The organism is Acidimicrobiia bacterium (genome assembly GCA_040878325.1).
In the GTDB taxonomy this organism is placed as follows: Bacteria; Actinomycetota; Acidimicrobiia; order Spongiisociales; family UBA11373; genus JAUYIV01.
In genome coordinates, this window is the sequence record JBBDMM010000018.1 from 49,238 (window position 1) to 68,746 (window position 19,509).

20 protein-coding genes are annotated in these 19,509 nt (G+C 66.7%); 16 read left to right on the plus strand and 4 right to left on the minus strand.

What is annotated here, in order from left to right; genetic code table 11:
- Positions 1-97: 97 nt before the first annotated feature.
- The 11 genes from WD184_10480 (at position 98) to WD184_10530 (ending at position 9,604) form a co-directional block, all read left to right on the plus strand.
- Positions 98-598, plus strand: a complete 501-nt coding sequence (locus WD184_10480) for a DUF177 domain-containing protein (protein MEX0827161.1) — start codon at positions 98-100, stop codon at positions 596-598.
- 18 nt (positions 599-616) lie between these two features.
- Positions 617-790 (plus strand): 50S ribosomal protein L32, encoded by a 174-nt coding sequence (gene rpmF / locus WD184_10485; protein ID MEX0827162.1) that lies wholly within the window; start codon positions 617-619, stop codon positions 788-790.
- A 76-nt stretch (positions 791-866) separates the two neighbouring features.
- Positions 867-1,853, plus strand: coding sequence for a phosphate acyltransferase PlsX (gene plsX / locus WD184_10490; GenBank protein MEX0827163.1), 987 nt, complete (start codon positions 867-869; stop codon positions 1,851-1,853).
- The gene (gene rnc / locus WD184_10495) at positions 1,846-2,532 is read left to right on the plus strand and encodes a ribonuclease III (protein ID MEX0827164.1); all 687 of its coding nucleotides are present in this window, start codon (positions 1,846-1,848) and stop codon (positions 2,530-2,532) included. Before plsX ends, rnc begins: the two co-directional genes overlap by 8 nt.
- Positions 2,525-3,355, plus strand: coding sequence for a bifunctional DNA-formamidopyrimidine glycosylase/DNA-(apurinic or apyrimidinic site) lyase (mutM, locus tag WD184_10500; GenBank protein MEX0827165.1), 831 nt, complete (start codon positions 2,525-2,527; stop codon positions 3,353-3,355). Before rnc ends, mutM begins: the two co-directional genes overlap by 8 nt.
- Positions 3,334-3,987: a hypothetical protein gene (locus WD184_10505; protein ID MEX0827166.1), complete on the plus strand. Its 654-nt coding sequence runs from the start codon at positions 3,334-3,336 to the stop codon at positions 3,985-3,987. Before mutM ends, WD184_10505 begins: the two co-directional genes overlap by 22 nt.
- A complete protein-coding gene (locus WD184_10510) occupies positions 3,984-4,253 on the plus strand; it encodes an acylphosphatase (protein ID MEX0827167.1) in 270 nt (89 codons plus the stop codon). The genes WD184_10505 and WD184_10510 overlap by 4 nt, the downstream gene beginning before the upstream one ends.
- A gap of 126 nt (positions 4,254-4,379) precedes the next feature.
- The gene (gene smc / locus WD184_10515; GenBank protein MEX0827168.1) at positions 4,380-7,829 is read left to right on the plus strand and encodes a chromosome segregation protein SMC; all 3,450 of its coding nucleotides are present in this window, start codon (positions 4,380-4,382) and stop codon (positions 7,827-7,829) included.
- A 60-nt stretch (positions 7,830-7,889) separates the two neighbouring features.
- Positions 7,890-8,870: a signal recognition particle-docking protein FtsY gene (gene ftsY / locus WD184_10520; GenBank protein MEX0827169.1), complete on the plus strand. Its 981-nt coding sequence runs from the start codon at positions 7,890-7,892 to the stop codon at positions 8,868-8,870.
- Positions 8,867-9,253 (plus strand): cytidine deaminase, encoded by a 387-nt coding sequence (locus tag WD184_10525; GenBank protein MEX0827170.1) that lies wholly within the window; start codon positions 8,867-8,869, stop codon positions 9,251-9,253. Before ftsY ends, WD184_10525 begins: the two co-directional genes overlap by 4 nt.
- 90 nt (positions 9,254-9,343) lie before the next feature.
- Positions 9,344-9,604, plus strand: coding sequence for a hypothetical protein (locus WD184_10530; GenBank protein ID MEX0827171.1), 261 nt, complete (start codon positions 9,344-9,346; stop codon positions 9,602-9,604).
- Positions 9,605-9,668: 64 nt separating this feature from the next.
- Here the strand turns inward: WD184_10530 and WD184_10535 are convergent, their stop codons facing one another.
- Complete coding sequence (locus WD184_10535; GenBank protein MEX0827172.1) at positions 9,669-10,613, minus strand: electron transfer flavoprotein subunit alpha/FixB family protein; 945 nt, start codon at positions 10,611-10,613, stop codon at positions 9,669-9,671.
- Position 10,614: 1 nt separating this feature from the next.
- Positions 10,615-11,385: an electron transfer flavoprotein subunit beta/FixA family protein gene (locus WD184_10540; GenBank protein MEX0827173.1), complete on the minus strand. Its 771-nt coding sequence runs from the start codon at positions 11,383-11,385 to the stop codon at positions 10,615-10,617.
- A 238-nt stretch (positions 11,386-11,623) separates the two neighbouring features.
- Between WD184_10540 and WD184_10545 the strand changes: the two genes are divergently transcribed.
- From WD184_10545 to WD184_10565, 5 genes are all read left to right on the plus strand, one after another.
- Positions 11,624-12,097 carry a sigma-70 region 4 domain-containing protein gene (locus tag WD184_10545; protein MEX0827174.1) on the plus strand — a complete coding sequence of 158 codons (474 nt, stop codon included), beginning with the start codon at positions 11,624-11,626 and terminating at the stop codon, positions 12,095-12,097.
- Positions 12,090-14,834, plus strand: coding sequence for a PQQ-binding-like beta-propeller repeat protein (locus WD184_10550; GenBank protein ID MEX0827175.1), 2,745 nt, complete (start codon positions 12,090-12,092; stop codon positions 14,832-14,834). The genes WD184_10545 and WD184_10550 overlap by 8 nt, the downstream gene beginning before the upstream one ends.
- Positions 14,835-14,935: 101 nt before the next feature.
- The gene (locus tag WD184_10555; protein MEX0827176.1) at positions 14,936-16,213 is read left to right on the plus strand and encodes a hypothetical protein; all 1,278 of its coding nucleotides are present in this window, start codon (positions 14,936-14,938) and stop codon (positions 16,211-16,213) included.
- Between the two features lie 79 nt (positions 16,214-16,292).
- Complete coding sequence (locus tag WD184_10560) at positions 16,293-17,597, plus strand: hypothetical protein (protein MEX0827177.1); 1,305 nt, start codon at positions 16,293-16,295, stop codon at positions 17,595-17,597.
- Between the two features lie 751 nt (positions 17,598-18,348).
- Positions 18,349-18,606 carry a hypothetical protein gene (locus WD184_10565; protein MEX0827178.1) on the plus strand — a complete coding sequence of 86 codons (258 nt, stop codon included), beginning with the start codon at positions 18,349-18,351 and terminating at the stop codon, positions 18,604-18,606.
- Between the two features lie 106 nt (positions 18,607-18,712).
- Here the strand turns inward: WD184_10565 and WD184_10570 are convergent, their stop codons facing one another.
- On the minus strand, positions 18,713-19,048 hold the full coding sequence (locus WD184_10570) for a helix-turn-helix transcriptional regulator (GenBank protein MEX0827179.1): 336 nt from the start codon (positions 19,046-19,048) through the stop codon (positions 18,713-18,715).
- 79 nt (positions 19,049-19,127) lie between these two features.
- Positions 19,128-19,478, minus strand: a complete 351-nt coding sequence (locus WD184_10575; protein ID MEX0827180.1) for a type II toxin-antitoxin system RelE/ParE family toxin — start codon at positions 19,476-19,478, stop codon at positions 19,128-19,130.
- Positions 19,479-19,509 lie beyond the last annotated feature (31 nt).

Below are 19,509 nucleotides of genomic sequence, written 5' to 3' on the forward strand. Positions count from 1 at the left end.
CGAATAGGCTCGCCCCGGGATAGGGTCTCGGCTTGCCACAAGCCGAGACCCTATGAAGCCAGCGACCTATTCGCTCACCCCCTAAGACGAGGCACCAATGACCCGGGGACATGCTCCCTTCCGCATCCCCGTTTCCGATGTCCACGGTGATGGCGGCAAACGCCGTTCCGTCACCATCGACGCCGAGATCGAGTGGCCCCTCGAGTTGTCGGTGGTGGGGCCTCATCTGCACGCCGATCTGGTGTTGCAGGGCGCCGCCGGCGGAGTGCTCGTCCGGGGGGTGATCGACACCGACGTCACCCACACCTGCCACCGCTGCCTGGTGGAGTGGGCCGAACCCCTTCGAGTCGAGTTCTCCGAGGTGCTCGGGCTCGATGAGGATCCCGACGCCTACCCCCTCGACGGAGACGTCGCCGACCTCGAAATCCCCATACGCGACGCCGTATTGCTGTCGGTGACGCTTGTTCCGACGTGCAAGCCCGACTGTCGCGGAATTTGCGCCACGTGCGGGGGCGACTTGAATACCAACTCCTGCCCGGGGCATGACGAGGATGGTGACTCCCCGTTTGCGTCGTTGCGGGAATTGTTCGAATCCTGAGGTCTCGAAAGGCGCGTCATGGCGGTCCCGAAGAAGAAGATGTCCGCCTCCCGCACCCGGCGGCGGAAGGCGATGTGGAAGATCACTCCTACTGCCACCATTCGCTGCCCGCAGTGCAACGCGCCCAAGCTTTCTCACCGCGTCTGCAAGGAGTGCGGTACGTACAAGGGCCGGGAGGTCCTCCCCAGCTGAGGTCATGGCGGCGATCGGCAATAACGACTTCTCATTGGTGCCGTGAACGATTTCCGCATATCTTGAGGCCCATTTCATGGTCCGTATAGCGCTCGACGCCATGGGCGGGGACTTCGCCCCACAGCAGACGGTTCTTGGCGCGATCGACGCGTCGGCCCGCGGGGTCGATGTCGTCCTCGTAGGCGACGAGGGCCTTCTCCGCACCGAACTCGAGAAGGCCGGCCCCGATCTCCCGATCGTTCACGCCCCCGATGTGATCGACATGAGCGATGACCCCGCCGCCGCGATCCGGGAGAAGAAGGGCGCATCGGTGAGCGTCGCCGCCCGTCTGGTCAGCGAAGGCTTGGCCGCTGGCATGGTCTCGGCCGGATCGACCGGAGCGGCAATGGCTGCGGCCGCCATCGTCATCGGGCGTATCCCCGGCGTATCCCGGCCAGCCATCGCCACCATCTTCCCGCTGGGCACCCCGACCGTGGTGCTCGACGCCGGCGCCAACATCGACGTCAAGGCCAGCCACCTTGCCCAATTCGCCGTCATGGGATCGGTGGTGGCCGAGGTGTACCTCGGGGTCACCGAGCCCACGGTGGGTCTGCTCAACATCGGTGAGGAGGAGGGGAAGGGCCGCGATCTCGAGCGCGAGGCCCACAAGGTCCTTTCCGGGCAGGCGGGCATCCGCTTCGTCGGCAATGTCGAGGGCCGCGACCTGGGCCGAGGTAAGGCCGATGTGATCGTGACCGACGGTTTCACCGGCAATGTGCTTCTCAAGACCGCCGAGGGCTCGGTCCGGGCAGTGGCCCGGGTGATCCTCGAGGCGATCTCGTCGGACACCGATCCCGAAGTGCAGACCGCGGCCCAGGTGATCCTCCCCCGCCTCATGGCGCTGCGCGCCCGGTTTGATCCCGAGGCATATGGCGGAGCGCACCTCGTCGGGGTCAAGGGCACCGTGGTGATCGCACACGGGTCGTCGTCGCGCGTCGCCATCGCCAATGCCCTCGCGATGGCCGCCGAAGGCGCCGAGCGGGGACTGGTGGCGCGCATCGAGGCCGGGCTGAGTGGTGGCTGAGCCCGCCCCGGCACTGGAGACTGCCCTGGGCCACACCTTTGCCGACCGCTCGCTTCTCGACCTCGCCCTCACCCACCGGTCGTGGATCGGCGAGGAGGACACCGACGAATCGAACGAGCGCCTCGAGTTCCTCGGCGACGCGGTGCTGGGGCTGATCGTCTCGACTGAACTCCACGAAGCCTGGGATCTGACCGAGGGCGAGATGGCAAAGGTGCGGGCGGGGGTCGTCAACGAGGCGACGCTGGCCGTGGTCGCCCGCTCGATCGGCCTCGACGCGTCGCTGCGCGTCAGCCGTGGCGAGGAGGCCAGCGGGGGCCGCCACAAGGCATCGATCCTGTCGGACGGCATGGAGGCTCTGATCGGCGCGGTGTTTCTCGACGGTGGGTTCGAAGCCGCCCGGGAAGTCGTTCTCGAACGGTGGCGGCCGATCATCGCCGAACGCGCCTCGGCTCCCGGGGAGCGCGACTACAAGACCAGGCTTCAGGAGGTGATCGCCCAGGAGGGAAGTGTCCCGGTCTACGACATGATCGGATCGGGACCCGACCACTCGCGGGCATTCGCCGCGACGGTCCGGGTAGGAGACGAAGTGATCGGCCGCGGCACCGGCACATCGAAGAAGCGCGCCCAACAGGCCGCTGCCCGGGCGGCGCTCGAAGCGCGCGGCTTCGCCGATGCCTGAGCTGCCTGAGGTCGAGTCCACCCGCCGATTTCTCGCCCCGGTGATCGTCGGGCACACGATTCGGGCGGCCGATGTGCGGCGTGACCGGATGGTCCGTCGCCACGAACGGCCCGGCGACTTTGCCGATCGGGTCGTCGGCCGGCGGATCGAATCGCTCGACCGACGAGGCAAGTTCCTCCTCGCCCGGCTCGCCGGCGACATCACCTGGGTGACTCACCTGGGGATGTCGGGACGGATCGCGGTGGCCGAACCGGGCGAGGCCGAAGCCCCCCACACCAACGTCGTCGTCCACATCGACGGGCCGGTAGAGATCAGGCTGGTGGATCCGCGCACTTTCGGGTTCGTGGCGGCGTGGACGGCCGACGAACTGGCGCTGATGTTCGAGGGCCGGATCGGACGGGACGCGCTCGGCGATCTCCCCACCTCTCGGGACCTCGAGCAGGCGCTGGCCGGTCGCACCAGCCCGATCAAGGCGCTGCTGCTCGACCAACGGATCGTCAGTGGCCTCGGCAACATCTATGTCGACGAGGTCCTCCACCGCGCCGCCATTCGTCCTGATCGCCCCGGAGGATCTCTCGACGCCCTCGAGGTGCGGGCACTCCGGCGGGCCATCAGACCCGTTCTCGAAGCCGGCATCCGCCACGGGGGGACGAGCCTGGGCGACCTCGCGTACCTGCTCCCCGATGGCCGCGCCGGCGACTACATGCAGCGTCTGGCGGCGTACGGGCGCGAGGGGGAACCATGTCGGCGATGTGGTGGCATCATCGAGAGGAGCGTCATCCGCGATAGGAGCAGTTTCTGGTGCGCCGGCTGTCAAGTGTGACGGTGGTGGCGATGACCCTGGTCGCCGCCGCTTGCTCCGCCGGAACACCAGAGGACTCCTCGAGTGGGCTCATGCCGGCCGCCATCCAGTTTGCCGCGGAGGCAGACCGCGCTCTCGACGGTTCGAGGTTCGAGGAGATGCCGGCGGACGATCTCGCCGATGCCATCGTCAGCCTTTGCGCGTCGGGGGGTTCGATCGAGGAGGTCATCGAAGGGTTGCCGGCAGCACCCGGTGACCCGGCCGACGACCTGATCATTCGTGAAGTCATCGTGGCCGGATTGGTGCAGGTGTGCCCGACGCAGACCGGCGACGCCTCGGTCGTGGACGCATTCCTCGCCTCGGTGCGGACCGCGATCGCTTCAGCAGGAGCGGACCTCGTTCTGGACGACGAGCCCCTCATCGCGGGCGGCACCATTGCCTGCGCCTCGCTCGACGCGGGCGGGGGCGTCGATGGTGCAGCCCTCTCCGCGGCCGCCATCCTCTTCGGGGTCGAGCGATCCACCATCGAGGAGTTGGAGGGTGCGCTCGACGATTCCCAGGGCATCGCGGTCGGGGCGACGCTGGCCTCCGCCGCCCTCTATTTCTGCCCCGAGCACGAGCAGGTCGTCGCAGACTTCGTTGGTGGGGCATGAAGGCGATCCGGGTGGTGGTTGCCGGGCGGGTGCAGGGGGTGGGTTTTCGCTGGTCGACTCGCCGGGCCGCCGAACGAATCGGAGTGACCGGATGGGTACGCAATCGGGAGGATGGCGCGGTCGAGGCTCACATCGAGGGGCCAGCGGAGCGGGTGGCGGCGATGGTGGCGTGGCTCGAGCAGGGTCCTGCCGAGGCGAAGGTGGCCAGTGTCGAGACCGCCGAGGCATCGCCAGAGGGCGTCGAAGGGTTCGGGATCAGGGCTTGACCCTGGGCCTCAGGCCCAGGGTCGGCTGGGCAGGGACCCAGTCGACACCGCGATGAGGCGTCAGCCGAAGAGCCATAAATACGAACAACACGCGTGTGATTTCGGGGTGATACCCTGCGACCACTTGTGCATCTGAAGACCCTCACACTGGTGGGATTCAAGTCCTTCGCCGAGCGGACCAGGATCGAGTGCGAGCCCGGGGTGACCGTGGTCGTCGGCCCGAATGGCTCTGGCAAGTCGAACCTGGTCGACGCGATCGCGTGGGCCATGGGTACCCAGGCCACCACCTCCCTTCGCACCTCGAAGATGGAGGACGTGATCTTCGCCGGGACGGCCATACGGTCGGCGCTGGGCCGGGCGGAGGTTTCGCTCACCTTCGACAACTCCTCGGGGCGTCTCGAACTCGACATGGCCGACGTGACGGTGACCCGGCGGCTCTTCAGGGACGGCACGAGCGAGTACGAAATCAACGGAGCCCCGTGTCGGCTGCTCGACATCCAGGAACTCCTCTCCGACAGCGGGGTGGGGCGCCATCAGCATGTTCTCGTCGGTCAGGGCCGGATCGACTCAGTGCTCAATGCCAGCCCCGAGGAGCATCGGGCAGTTATCGAGGAGGCGGCCGGTGTGGTCAAGCATCGGGCACGCCGCGACCGGGCGATGCGGCGACTCGAGGCCACCGACATCGACCTTTCCCGGCTACGCGATCTGCTCAACGAGCAGCAGAAGCGGATCAAGCCCCTCAAGCGTCAGGCGAGTGCCGCCGCTCGCCACGATGAGGTTCGCAACGCCTGGCGATCCGTGCGGCTGTGGGTGGGGGGTGAGCGTCTCAGGGATGCACGGACCCGTCTCCAAGAGCTCTCGACCACCGAGACCGAGAACCGCAAGTCGCTCGACGCTTCCGTGGCCGAACGCGAGCACATCGTCGCCAGTCTTGGAGACCTGCAAGCCGCCGCAGGCGAGACCGGAGAGGCACTCGACCGCGACACCGCGGCCGCAGGGCGCCTCGAGACTTCGGCCGAGCGGTTCCACCGGATAGCCCTGGTCGCCCGTGAGCGCCGGATCGCGCTGGAGGCGACGATGACCGGGGTCGATACTCGGCGGCGCGACCTCACCGCCGAGCACGACGACCTCGCCAGTCGGATCGCGGCGACCCGCACCGAGGAGACCGGTGCCGGGGAGACAGCCGATCGCGCCGAGATGATGTTCCGCTCGCTCGAAGAGGAGGAGCGATCGTTGGCCGATGCCGATCGGCTCCCCGCCGAGGGCGCCGCCGCTTCGATGCGGGGTGACCTCGCCGCCCTCGAGGCCGCCGCAATTCGCGACGAGCGCGAGTCGGCCGAGTTGGCGCAGCGCCGTGGCGGGGTGGCGGCCATCGTCGACGAGGAGGGAAGGGAGTTGGACCGGCTCCGCGGCGAAGCCGGCGAGTTGTCTGCCGAGCGCTCCCGGTTGGCCAGGGAGCATGAGAGTGCCGGGATCGCAGCCGAACGCGATCGAGTGGATTTCGCTGCAGCCGAGGACGCCCATCGGGCTGTCGAGACGGTGCTCGCCGCCGCCCGGGCAAGGGTGGAGGCGCTGGAAGCGGCCGGGGCAGGTCTGGCCGACCCCGAAACCCGGGAGCGGGCGGCGGCCCTCGAGGGGGTCATGGGCACGATTGCCGCCCGCCTCGATGTACCCGGCCGGTTGATCGCCGCCGTCGCCACCGCCCTGGGTCCGTGGTCGGACGCATTCGTCACCAGGGACGTCGCCGGTGTCGCCTCCGCGGCTGGGGCGTTGAAGTCTGAGGGCCGGGGGGGAGTGGCTTTCGTCAGCGGCACCGGCGACGGCAAGGTGCCGGCCCGTGAGGCGGCCGTGTCCGGTGGTGGGCACGCCATCGTCGACCTGCTCGGGCCCGGAGCCGACCGGGTACTGGCGGGCTCGCTGCTCGGTGATGTCGTCCTGGTCGAGGGCTGGGTCCAGGCACGAGCGATCGTCGCGGCCTACCCGGGGGTACGGGTGGTCACGCCTGAAGGCGATCTGGTCACTTCGGTCGGCATCGTCGCCGCTCACCCCGACGGTGTCGGCCCCGCGGCGATCGAGGCGGCCCGCGTCGCTGCCGAACGGGCCGAGACCGATGCCGCCCGCGCCGCCAGCCGGCAAACCACCGCGCTTCGGGCGCGTCAGGCCTCCACCGCCCGGGAGGCCGAGGCTGCCGCCGCCTCCAACGCGATGGAGCGCCGGGTGGCTGCGATCGAGGAAACCCTGGCATTGCTCGAACGGTCACGGGCGGAGCGCCAGGCTGAGCTCGATCGGCTCGATGCCCGCGCCCGGGCGATCGCAGAGGCTGCTTCCGGGCGGAGTGAACGGATCGTGCGGATGCGGAGCAGGGTCGATGACCTCGAAGGTGACGACTCGGTTCGGCAGGCAGCGTGGGACGACATCGCCCGCCGCCGCGAGGAGATTGCGGGGCGGCGCGACGATGCCCGCAAGCGCCGCGAAGAGGCGGCCGCCGTCCTCGCCGCCGCTGCCGAGCGGCGCTCACTCCTCGAGACGCGACTGGCCGAAGTCGCCGGAGCGCTCGCCGGAGGCGAACCCGTGGTTGACACCGGCCGGGTGACGCTGCTGGCAAGGGTCGAGGACCACGCCCGCCGTGCGGGTGAAGCGGTTCGCAGCCACCTGGGCGCAATCCGCGAGCGCCAGCGGCTGCTGCGGTCGGAGGCCGGCGAAGCTGGATCGAGGCTGGACAAAGCGCGCGAACGGCGTGAGGCGCTCAACTCCATCATCGAATCCGCCAGGGAGTCGCTGTCGGCGGTGGGGGTGGAAGCAGCCGAACTGCGGGTGCGTGATGAGTCGATCTCCGAGGGACTCCGTCGGGACATCGACGCCTCCGAGGAGGAAGCGCTCGGCGCTCCTCGGCCCGAGATCCCCGAGGGGGTCGAACCCGAGGCGCACGCCGACTCACTGCACGCCACCCTTCGCCGCCTCGGTCCGATCAACCAGTTGGCTGCGGCCGAGTACCGCGAACTCAGTGAACGGGTCGAGTTCATGGACGGGCAGTTGGCCGATCTAGAGGAGAGCCGGTCCGAACTCCGCAAGGTGATCAAGGCTCTCGACGAGGAGATCGGCCGCCTGTTCAGGCATGCGTTCGACGACATCGCGGCCAAGTTCGCCGAGAACTTCTCGGTGCTGTTCCCCGGTGGCACTGGCCGCCTCGAACTCACCCACCCCGACGATCCGCTCGAGACGGGTGTGGAGATCCACGCCCAGCCGATGGGCAAGAAGGTGGGGCGCCTCACCCTGCTCTCGGGCGGCGAGCGATCGCTGGCCGCCCTCGCCTTTCTGTTCGGGGTGTTCCGCTCGCGGCCCAGCCCCTTCTACGTCCTCGACGAGGTCGAGGCGGCACTCGATGACGCCAACTTGCGACGGTTCATCAGGCTCGTCGACACGCTTCGTGACACTTCGCAGTTGGTGATCATCACCCACCAGCAGCAGACGATGGAAGCGGCCGACATCCTGTATGGCGTCACCATGGAGCCCGGCGAGACCTCGCGAGTACTGGCCAAACGCATGACCGTTGCGGCAAAGGCAACCTCGAACTGATCGACTCGATGGCTTCGGGCGCCCGGGCTCGTCTGTCGACCCCGTAACTACCGTGTGGGCATGGACCCGATTCTGACGGTTGCCGCGGTTGTCGCCGCCCTCGTCATCGGGGTCGTCGTCTGGCGATGGCGATTCCGCCGGGAGTCACCCCAGATCCGTCGAGTCACTCCGACGGTCGATCGCCCCCCCGCCATCCGCGGTTTCGGGGGGCGGCTCGGCGGTCTCTTCGGGAGAGGCATCGACGACGCCTTCTGGGCCGGGGTCGAGGAGACGCTGATCGAGGCCGATGTCGGGGTGGCATCTTCTGTGGGGATCGTGGAGAGGGTCCGCAATCAAGGGGTGTCGACGCCTGAGGAGGCGCGGGCAGCGCTGCGGCGCGAGTTGATCGCCGCCTTCGCCGACCGGGATCGGAGCCTCACCCTGGAGGGAAGCCCGGCGGTGATCGTCGTCGTCGGCGTGAACGGCTCGGGCAAGACCACGACGATCGCCAAGATTGCCTCCCTCCTGCAAAGCGAGGGGAAATCGGTGCTGTTGGGGGCGGCCGACACTTTCCGCGCCGCGGCCGCAGAGCAGCTGAAGCAGTGGGGTGCTCGCCTCGGGGTCGACGTGGTCGCCGGCCAGGAGGGCGCCGACCCGGCCTCGGTGGCGTTCGATGCACGCTCGGCGGCGGCGGCCCGTGGAATCGACGTCGTCATCATCGACACCGCCGGCCGGCTCCACTCGAAGCGGAATCTCATGGACGAACTCGGCAAGGTCGTCCGGATCCTTGGACGCGATGGGCCGGTCTCAGAGGTGCTGCTGGTGCTCGACGGCACCGCGGGCCAGAACGGCATCGTCCAAACCAAGGCGTTCGTCGGGTCTGTCGGGGTGACCGGGGTCATCCTCACCAAACTGGACGGCACCGCCCGAGGCGGCATCGCGGTCGCCGTCGAACGCGAGTTGGGGGTGCCGGTGAAGCTGCTCGGAGTGGGCGAGGGTCCCGGTGACCTGCTTCACTTTCAAGGAGAGCGATTCGTCGACGCGCTGATGGAGGAAGAGTGAGCACGAACGAGGAATTGATCTCCGAAGCGCGTAAAGCTGCGGAGCACGCGTACGCCCCTTATTCGAAATACCGGGTGGGGGCGGTGGTGGTGGCAGCCGACGGCACCCATTACTCCGGAGCCAATGTCGAGAACAGCGCCTACGGCTCCGGAATCTGCGCGGAAGGATCGGCGATCGCTCGAGCCTCCTCGGCGGGAGTTCGCAAGATCGACACCGTCGCCGTCTCCTGCCTCGACGGCGGCGACACCCCCGGCTACCCCTGCGGCAACTGCCGCCAGTTGATGGTCGAATTCGACGTCGACCGCGTCATCGTCGACGGACTTGCGAAGGGCCCCATCGAGCACACCAGGGAGGAACTGATCCCCCACGGGTTCAGGCTCTAGACCCGCAGGCGTCAGCCGGCAGGTCGCAAGTGGGGGTCGATTCGCGAAATCCTTCCTTCATGTCTGGGGCGCTGACGCCGATACGGGTGCGTGACCACGCAGACATCACATCACGCCGATTGGAAAGTCACCACCTCGTACCGGGTGCTGGTGAAGGTCGGCTGGGGGGCTGTCGTCCTCGCCGTCTACTTCGCCGCTGCCGCCCTTATCCTTCAGTCCGTCACCGCGTGGTGGGCCGTGGCCGCCCTGGCCGGTGGGGCGATCATGGTCGGAGTGATGCTTCCCGAGCCCGTGCCGCGCGACATGCTCAACAGCCATCGCACCCACGTGGACCCGCTACAGCGTAGGTAGCCGAAGAGGTCGCAGGCTCTTGGCTCTGACTGGAGACTGGCGACTGGCGACTGGCGACTGGCGACTACTTAGCTTTCAGCGCCTCGATCAGCTTGGGGAGCACCTTGTGGACGTCTCCGACGATCCCGAGGTCGGCGACTCCGAAGATCGGCGCCTCCTCGTCCTTGTTGATGGCGATGATCGTGGTCGAATCCTTCATCCCCACCAGGTGCTGCATCGCCCCGCTGATTCCGCAGGCGATGTAGACGGTCGGCTTCACGATCTTGCCCGTCTGGCCCACCTGCATCGCGTAAGGCACCCAGCCCGAGTCGACGATTGCCCGGGTCGCCCCGGTGGCGGCGCCGAGCAGGCTGGCGAGTTCCTCGATCATGCCGAACTTCTCGGCCGAGCCGAGGCCGCGGCCCCCGGAGACGATGACGCTCGCCTCGGACAGTTTGGGGCCTTGTGCCGGCTCTTCGTGCCGCTCGACGATGGTCGCCGATCCGGCGTGGCCGAGGTCGGGCATCGGCACCGCAATCACCTCGGGAGTGCCCCCCGACCCTGACTCGGCAACGAACGACTTGGGGCGAACCACCACGAGGTGAGGCCCGCCACCGGTGAAGAGGGTCTCCACCAGAGTGGTGCCGCCGAGGATCTCGTTCACCGCCGACACGCCATCGCCCACGACGATGTCGACCGCGTTCGAGAGGACGGGTACCCCGAGTCGGGCGCTCAGCCTTCCGGCGACGTCACGGTCCGTGGGGGCGAGGCCGAAGAGCACGAGGTCGCCGGCACCAACGAGGTCGGCGAGGGCGGCAGCGGCCGCGGCGGAAGGAAGGGCGTTTCCCGGGTCGAGGTGATGGACGGTGGCGGCCCCGTGCGAGCCGAGGGCCGACCAGATCGAATCCGACCCGGGACCGACGAAGAACGCCGCGACATCGCCGCCAAGTGATCGAGCCTTGGTGAGCATCTCGAGTGCGATCGACGCCGGCGACCCGCCTGCATCTTCGGCGAATACCCAGATCTTCATTTCAAACCACCTTCGCCTGCTCGAGGAGTTTGACGATCTCGAGATGCGCCTCACCGTCATCGACCACCTTGCGGCCGGCGGCCCGCTCCGGTGCGGGCCGCACCGCGCTGATCCGCTGGCCGGAACCTTCGGCGCCCACCGAGTCGACGCCAAGTTCGGCGGCGGTGGGCTGATCGACCGGCTTTTGTTTCGCCTGCATGATTCCCTTGAAGGTGGGATACCGGGGTTCGACCGCCCCCGCCGTCACCGACACGACTGCCGGCAATGGCGCCTCGACGATGTCGTAGCCGGCGGCGGTCTGCCGCTCGATCCGGAGGCGACCGTCGACATGCTCCACCTTGCGGGCGAAGGTCAACGCCGGCATCCCCAGCAATTCGGCGAGCTGCTGGGGGACGACGCCGGCGTAGCCATCGGTGGACTCGGTGCCGGCGACAACCAGATCGACTTCCTCGCGCTTGATGGCTGCGGCCAACACTCGAGCGGTGACCAGCGCACCCGAACCACGCAGGGCGGGGTCACTGACGACCACCGCCTTGTCGGCGCCCATCGCCAGTGCCTGACGAATCCCCTGGAGGTTGCCGGCCGGTGACATCGACACGAGGACGACGCTGCCCTCGGTCGCCTCGGCGAGTTGAAGGCCGACCTCGATCCCGTAGCGGTCTGTGTCGTCGAGGACCTGGTCCTCGGGTCGGACCACGAAGTGAGTCTCCGGATCCAATTGATACGGCGTCGCCGGATCAGGAATTTGCTTGACGCACACCGCGATCTTCAACAGGACTCCTCAAGCCGCCGGAAGCAGATGTTAGAGGGACCCCGCTTCGCTTCGGCCCGCAGTTCGCAGTCCGCAATCCGGGGCGGGGGGTGTTGCCGGTTGGTCCGAGCGGCAGTGAAGTCCGACCAAGGCGCCCGAGGGACTCGTTGGGACAAGAGTGGACGGACACATCGTGAGGCTGCCGCGAGTCAGTCGCGGCAGACTGTCGTATGGATGTGCGTTTCGTTGGCCTTTGAAGGTGAGCAAGTTGCGAGACAACACCGAGGAAGCATTCGTGGCGTTCGTGCGTGCTGTGGAATCCGGCTTGCGTGCTGCGCTGGTGGCACGGCACGGTGCGGACCGCGGCTGGGAGGCGACCAACGACGCGCTGACGTACGGCTGGCAGCACTGGGATCGGGTTTGCCAGATGCAGAACCCCGCTGGCTACTTGTACCGAGTGGGGCAGCGGAGGGCGAGGCGGCGGCGTCTGCGCCCGGCCCTGCAGCTCGATGAGCCTGTTCGCTCGGACCCGTGGGTGGAGCCTGGACTCGCAGCGGCGCTTCTCGCGCTGTCGAAACGTCAGAGGCAGGCGGTGATGCTGATAGAGGCGTATGAGTTCACGTTCCGCGAGGCCGCCGAACTTCTCGGCCTCTCGATCTCCTCAGTACAGACCCACCACGAGCGCGGCCTTTCCCGAATGCGAACAGCACTGGGGGTTGAAGCCGATGAGTGACCTGGGAACCAGTATTCGGCGGCTCGTCGACGAAACAGCCCCACCGATCGATGGAATGGAGATCGTCCACAGGTCTGACCGGCGAACGGCGCGGCCAGGATGGGCGATCGGGGTCGCGGCCGGATTCGCTGCCCTGGCCTTCGGGCTGCTGACCTTTGCAGTACTCGGCTGGGGGCGTAACCAGGCAGGGGCAACTCGGATCAGCGCGGCCGATCTGCCCACGGAAGACCTGATCGCGGTCGCCGACCTCCACACGGGGGACGAGCTGTATCGCGTTCCGGCAGGTCAGTATTCGGTGTTCGTTCGGATACGAGCTGGAGAGCCGACGCTGTTGTTCGGAACGTCATGCGACGTGGTGAGTGCCACCCCTCTTCCGGTTGGCTGGGAAGGAATCTGTCTCGAGTACACGAGCGACGGTCGGCGTATCGCCGGCTCGTTCCCACACGGAACGCGAAGTGATGCTTCTCCGACCTCGACGCAGTCCGCTCACCTTCAGCCATCGGCGCGATGGTCACTCGATGGCATCGGCGTCGCCGACCCCACCAACCTTTTGGGTAGGGGTTCGCTGGTCCTCCGCGACGGTCCGGTTGTCCTCGTCGCCGATGGGGACGGGGAGACGGTGACGGCCCTCGATACTGCGACCGGTGAGCAGTTGTGGCAGCAGACCGTCGACGGCGGGGTCGTGGTATTGCTGGGCACCGCTGCGGACTCGGTAATCGTCGGCGGCTACGGCTTGGTCGTCGCGCTCGATCGCGCCGCGGGTGCCGAGCAGTGGCGATTCATCGATCCGAGCGGAGCCCTCCGGCCTATGGCCGCGTATGCGGGGGAGTTCGGAATCCACGTCATTCTCGACCGGCCTCACGAGGGCGACACCGATCCCCCGGTGGTGATGACGTTCGACCGTGTCGACGGCTCGGTGATCTGGTCGAACACACTGGACGGCACCGGCCACCCGGACCTCGAACTTCAAACCGGTTTCAATAGCAGCCGCCTCATCTTTGATCGACTGTTCGTGAAGACCACGGGCACCCTGCACGCGCTCGACGCCCGCACCGGAGAGATCCTATGGATTCATCGCTTCGCCGCCGTGCCGCACGAGAGCCACGGGCCGGCGCCGATCCTTTTCGACGGCGTCGTCCTCTACGTACCCGACCCCAACGGGGAGCTGGTCGCATTGGAGGCTGACACCGGACAGCAGCGGTGGCGCCTCGAGGTGGAACCCGGCTACGTCGCCCCCGTCTCGAGCGACGGTGGCCTCTTGGTGTTCGTCGACGGCGCAGGCGTGCACGCCGTCCACTCCGCCACCGGCGACCGAGTGTGGGACCATCCCATCGCCGACACCAGGACTCAGGCCGCCGTCGTCGGTGACGTCGTGGTCGCGCTGGGCGCACGTCAGCTCATCGGCCTCGACGTCGCCACCGGTGACCCTTTGTGGAGCGCTTCCGTCGACCTCGAAATTGGCTATGCCGTCCTGGCCGCCGGTGACGTGGCGGTGGCGGCCGCCGAGGACGGCGTGGTCGCGGTCGTGGCAGGCACTGGCGCCATCTTGTGGGAGCTCGACCGCGGAGTCGCCGAGCCGCCCTTCATCGTCGACGACTCAATACTCCTTGCCCACCCAGACGACCAACGTACGACCGCGCTATATCCGGTCCGGCCGTCAACGACGACCTTCGTTTGGCCAATGGGGTGGTCGGAGGCACCTGGCCACACGGTTGCCGGACGCACGTTTCCGACGACCGTCTGGACCGGGAGCGAGTACATCGTCTGGGGTGGCGAGAAGCCCAGCGACGATTGGCATACGACAGGTGCGGCATTCAGCCCGTCCGTCGGGCGCTGGCGTGACCTCGCACCAAGCCCACTCGCCCCGAGGAGCCAGCATGCAGCTGTCTGGACCGGCACCGAGGTTCTCATCTGCTGCGGCCGTCAAGTGGGCCCAGGCGCTTCTGCGGGGGCGTACCAACCCGCCACCGACGCGTGGCGCACAATCCCTCAGCCTCCGATCTCCCCAAGCTTCGCCGAGGCAGTCTGGACCGGGTCCGAGATGATTGTCTTCGGCGGCGTTAGCCGCCTAGGGGCAGGCAACCTTCGGGGTGCTGCTGCTTACAACCCCGCCACTGGCACTTGGCGGACGCTCGCCGACCTTCCATATGGCATTGAGCGAGAAGCCGAGGCGGTGCTCGCCGGAGGCGTCATCTATGCCTGGCCCAGCGCCGGTCGCCCTGACGACGCCACCGCGCCACTCGCCTATCACATCGGCAACGACACGTGGCAGGTCCTCGCGGTGCCCTCCGAACTCGCCCTTCCTCTCTCGCCGAGCCTCGTGTGGACCGGAAGCGAACTCATTGCCTGGGGCCTCGCCCACGACTTCGGAGAGAGCTTCGGTGTCGGGGTGGCGTTCGAACCGACCACCGAGACCTGGCGATCCCTACCGCCCACCCCACTTCCAGCGACCAGTGGCTCCGACGGTAGTCAGGGAAGTCAGGGCGCGGTGTGGACCGGTACACAAATGATCGTCTGGACCGGTTGGATCGGAAGCGAGTGGGACGATCCAACGACCGCGATACTCGCATATGACCCCGTTGCTGACTCTTGGTCCCCCCTGGAACCTGCGCCAGTTCGTGGCGCAGGTCTGTGGCAGAACCCCCTCATCTGGACCGGCACCCAGCTGGTCGTCCGTCTCCCAGTAGAGGACACGGTGCTCGTGTATACGCCCGAGGCGATGCCACCGCTCGGATGACATTCCCGCACGGTGGCCGAGGGGGTAAGTTGTAGCCGGGTAGGCCCGTTACTCCCCACGTCGGCATAATCAGTCCGGCAACCATCGTGCAGGAGGTCGAGGTGAAGATCGCCATTCGGCTGGCCGGCCTTTCGCTCTTGGTTGCGGTTGCCGCTTGCGCGGACAACTCCGCTGAAGATTCCTCCTCGATCGAGGGGCGTTGGGTCCTGGAGTCTTGGGAGGAGAGTGGCGAGCGGATCACGGTCGAGGTCGGTGTCAACACGGTCGGCGAACCGTGGATCGAGTTCAGCGGCGACGCCACCGGAGCGGTCCGGACATTCGTCGGGTCGACCGGATGCAACGGGATCCGAGAGACCGGTTATGAGTTCTCGGCGGGGTTCCTGGTTCTTGAGGAGGCCGTGGTGCAGGCGGTGGGGTGCGAGCCGAACAGGGCAGAGGAGATCCTTCTGGCCATGTTGTGGTACACCCCGGATGGTATCGAGGTCGCCCTCGAGACCGATCGGATGGAGTGGTTCGGCAGCAATCTCGAAGGCACCGTCTACCCACTGGTGTTCCGCCGCGACGGATCCCCACCCCCCGATGCTTCGTCAACTACTACGCCCTCAACGGATGACGGGCCAGCGGTACGGGTGTATGAAATCGAAGGCGTCGAAGTCGTCACGCCGACGCGCCTCGACGAGCTCCCAGAACAGGCGATGCAGGTCGAGTTCCTGGTAACGGTGATCGATTCGGGTGACGGTCCCGAGCTGTGCATCGGCGGGGTTGCCACCTCGCTTCCTCCGCAATGCTCGGGTCCTGTCGCTGCTGGCCTCAACATGGAAGGCTGGTCCGAGGAGTTGTACGGTGTTCAGTGGGGCGACAGATCCGTGGTGGTGACCTGGCCTCCCATCGACGGGATTGTCACAGTGGTCGCCGACTCCCCACTCATCCCCTGGGATGTCGAATTCCCGCCAGAAGCACTGCCGGCGGAGTGCCGCGACGTCGAGACCGCGGCAGGAACCGGAGCGATCAACGAATACGCCAACTCGCTCGGAGCCCGCAACGGTGGCCTTTACATCGCCAGCGACGGGACGCTCGTGCTCCAGGTGGTCGGCGACCCTGCCCCCGACCGTGCGGCGTTGGCGGAGTTCGGCGGAGCGTGCGTTGTAGAGGTCCCGCGCAACGAAGCCGAACAGCGCAGCATCCAGGATGCCCTCGACCCGCTTCTCGCCGACCTTCCAGAACTCGCGAGGTACGCCGTCGGCACTAGCACCGGCGCAGGCGGACGCGTGGTGGTCTACGTCCCCGTCGCCGACAGGGCAATTGCACGGGCGATCGGAAACCTGGTCGACGACCCCACAGCAATCAGGATCGTGGGACTCGGGATCCTCGATCGGTGAGGGCGTGGTGGAAGACACTTCTGGCTGCAGGGATGGGGGCGTACGATGGGCGGTGAGCCAGGGGTGACGTGTGAAACGCGTGGCGGGTCTTCTCGCAGTGGTGCTTGGGGCGGCGGCGTGCAGCGACGGATCGGTGCAGGCGACGCCAACCCTCACGGACACCACCACGAGTTTCGGCGCGGCAACCACTGCGGCCCCGCCGCAGAGCACCACCACGACCCCTCAGGTCGTGACGATCTCCTACGGGTCGCTCTTCCTGATCCGGTCCATACCGGAGCGCACCTCCACTGACGGCTTGGACATCCAGGTGAACCGCCCGCGGTTGTCCGGCTTCGATCTTCGACCTCAGATCCCAACCGTGGTCAACAACCAGCTCGATGCGTTCCTCGACAGTCGGCGGGCGACGTACCTCCCTAACCCGGATCTCGGAGGGCCACCGGCCGAGTACAGCCTCGACTTCGAGGTGCTTTGGCTTGAGGAGGATGCTTGGCCCGTGCTTTCGATCGTGTACACGGAGACCGCCTTCCGGGCTGACAGTTCTGTGCCGAGCACGGAGCGGTTCGTCCTTCTCTTCGATCTCCCGACCGGCGATCGTCTCGCCCTTGCCGACATGCTGACGCCAGAAGGCGTGGAGGAGCTACAGGCTCTGGTCTATGAGCAACTCGAGGGCGTTCTGGGCGAGGGCTTCTGCTGCTTCGAACCTGGCGCCCTGGTAGAGAAGGTGGGCTTTGCTGCCGACGGCTTGGTGGCATACGTGGACGCCTCCGACGGTATCCCGGAAGAGGTTGGCCCTTCCTCCTTCCTGATTCCTTGGGCGGAGGTGGCCGATAGCATCGATATGAGACAGCGGTTCCTGGCCCGACGTGCGGTTGAGCAGGGGCGTTGCTCAGCTCAGGGCGAGGACTGGGTGCTCGAAGACCAGGCCGGGCTGCCCGAACCGGTGGTAGCGAAACGTAGGGCCATCTTCGAGGCTGCGCTGGCGTGTGACTTTGAGGGCCTCGAAGCTCTGGCCGGGTTGGATGAGCCGTACTCGCTGTGGGGTTTCGTCAGCACGATGGGCGGCTCGGCAGAAGCCTGGTGGGAGGGCGAGGCCTCTGGAGACGCTCCTGTGTGGTTCCTTGCTCGCACCCTCAATCTCTCCTACGTGCCGGAGGCGTACAGCTTCGGCGAAGACCAGACGTTGGAGTGGCGCGGCTACGTTTGGCCCGCCGCCGCCTCCGACGAGGGTTGGCTCAGTGTGCCCGCCGATCAGAGGGCCGAACTCGCTGATCTGTACGGGGATGAGTCGATGGCCTCCTACTCTGAATATGGGTGGTTCACCGGATACCGGGTCATGATCAGCGATGACGGTACCTGGTGGTACTTCGGCTTCGGAGGCGACTGAATCCTCATCCAGGGGTCGGAGCCGGCCTCGCGCTCTCAAACGCGGGACAGCCGGAGCGAGAACTCGACCCTGGTGATCTTTCCGAGGGGGCCAGAGGGTCTCGTGCTGCTTACTTCGCCCCGTTCTATACCGCTCATTCCAAGCGTCAAGATCCCGCACCAGGCCGATCGATAGGCCGAGATCGGCTAGCGAGCGGACCGGACCCTCGAACTCATCTCGCAACGGCGAGTCGGTGTAGTCAGCGGCGAGAATCAAGTACCTCATCCCAATCGAACCCTGCTTCGCCCCATCTGAGGGACCGTCGCCTCGGATGACATTCCTGCACGCTGGCCGACGGGGCGGCTGTGTTACCCGTCGTCTGATACCTCGCATGTCTCGCGGGGCACATTCCAGCCGCTCAGCTCGGATGACATTCCCGCACGCCGGCCGAAGGGGGGAGCGCTCCTACTTTGGGGGCCGCCATACACTGACACAGACCCGTTCGACTACTGAGTAGTTCTGACGTCTTACCGGAGAGGTCACCGTGTCCGCCATGGGGTTGCGACAACGAACTTGCCGAGCCTTGGCAATGGCGGTTCTCAGTGTCGCGGCTGCCTGTACCACCTCGACTGAAGGCTCCCCGAGACTTTCTCAGGATGGTCCATTCGTCCAACACGATCCCGAGGGCTTGATCGTTGAGGCATCGTGGGTTGATCCGACCGGTAGGACGCCGGCTCTCCCTGCCCTGTTGCCCCGTGACGGTCCGGGTGCGGTGCTGATCGATCCACCAAGCCCGAACACCCTTCGGATTGCCTTGAATGGCAGCGGATGCGTTCCTGAGGTGTGGCTCGCGGTTGACCATGGCCTGCCGAACCTGGTGCTCGCGATTACCGTCTCGGCGGCCATACCCGAACAGGGCATCCAGTGTCCGGCGTTCGCAACGACGCATGCCTTCGACATCGAGTTCACTGACTTGACCGGGGTCGGCAGTGTCAACCTCGTCGTAACCGAAAGCGGACCGCGCGCATAGTCGCCTTGGGCATCGGGGGTTCGGGATGGGAACCCTCAGCACAGCGTGGCAGGCCGCGGGTAACGGCGAGCGCCCCGAAAGCTGCTGGCTTCTGGTGTCCGAGGCTTCAGGCGGGTACGACGGTGCGCTTGCGACCTTTCGATCGAGACCTCGTCGGGGAGTCATCAACGACCCTGAACTCAATGCGATGTCCGAGCGCTGCGGCGTATCTTCCGAGTGTCGAGGCTCGAGCGTCGGAGTCGCCGGATTCGAGGCGCGCGATCGCAGACTGCGACGTACCCATCAGGGCGGCGAGCTGCGTCTGCGAGATCGAACGCTCAGCACGGATCGCGGCCAATTGTCGAATTAGCGCGCGCCGCTGAAATGCGGCCTCTACCAGTTCCGCGAAGCGTTCATTGGTTGAGCTCCGCTCGTGGACCAGTTCAGTGAGAAAGTCTTCCATTGCCTCGCCTCTGCTCTTCTTCTTCGGCACAACATTGCCATATCGTTAGTGAGATCGCAACAACGATATAGCGACGGGTTTATTCCCGTGCCCGACTTCGCCAGTCGGCGAGTCTGCGCCGGGCCACTTGGATTGTGCTCTGGGGGGTCTTCTGGCTCTTCTTCGAGATCGCCTCCAGGGCAAGCAGGACCTGATCATGCTTGCCCTCGGTCGCATACAGAATCCGAAATGCTTGGCGGCCCGCGGCCGCCCGAACCTCGTAGATATCCCCACCTAGATGGTGCGCGATTTGATTGCCGTTGAGCTGAACATCCTTCATGCCCGCAATCACTGCAGCCGCATCGGTGTCAGACAGGCCGTCGATGAAGTCCTTGACCGGGCTTCGCCCGCTCGGAGTCCGATAGTCACGCCAACGCCGTTTGACAGCCACCCGGGCACAGTAATTGGAGCTCCGTCAGCAG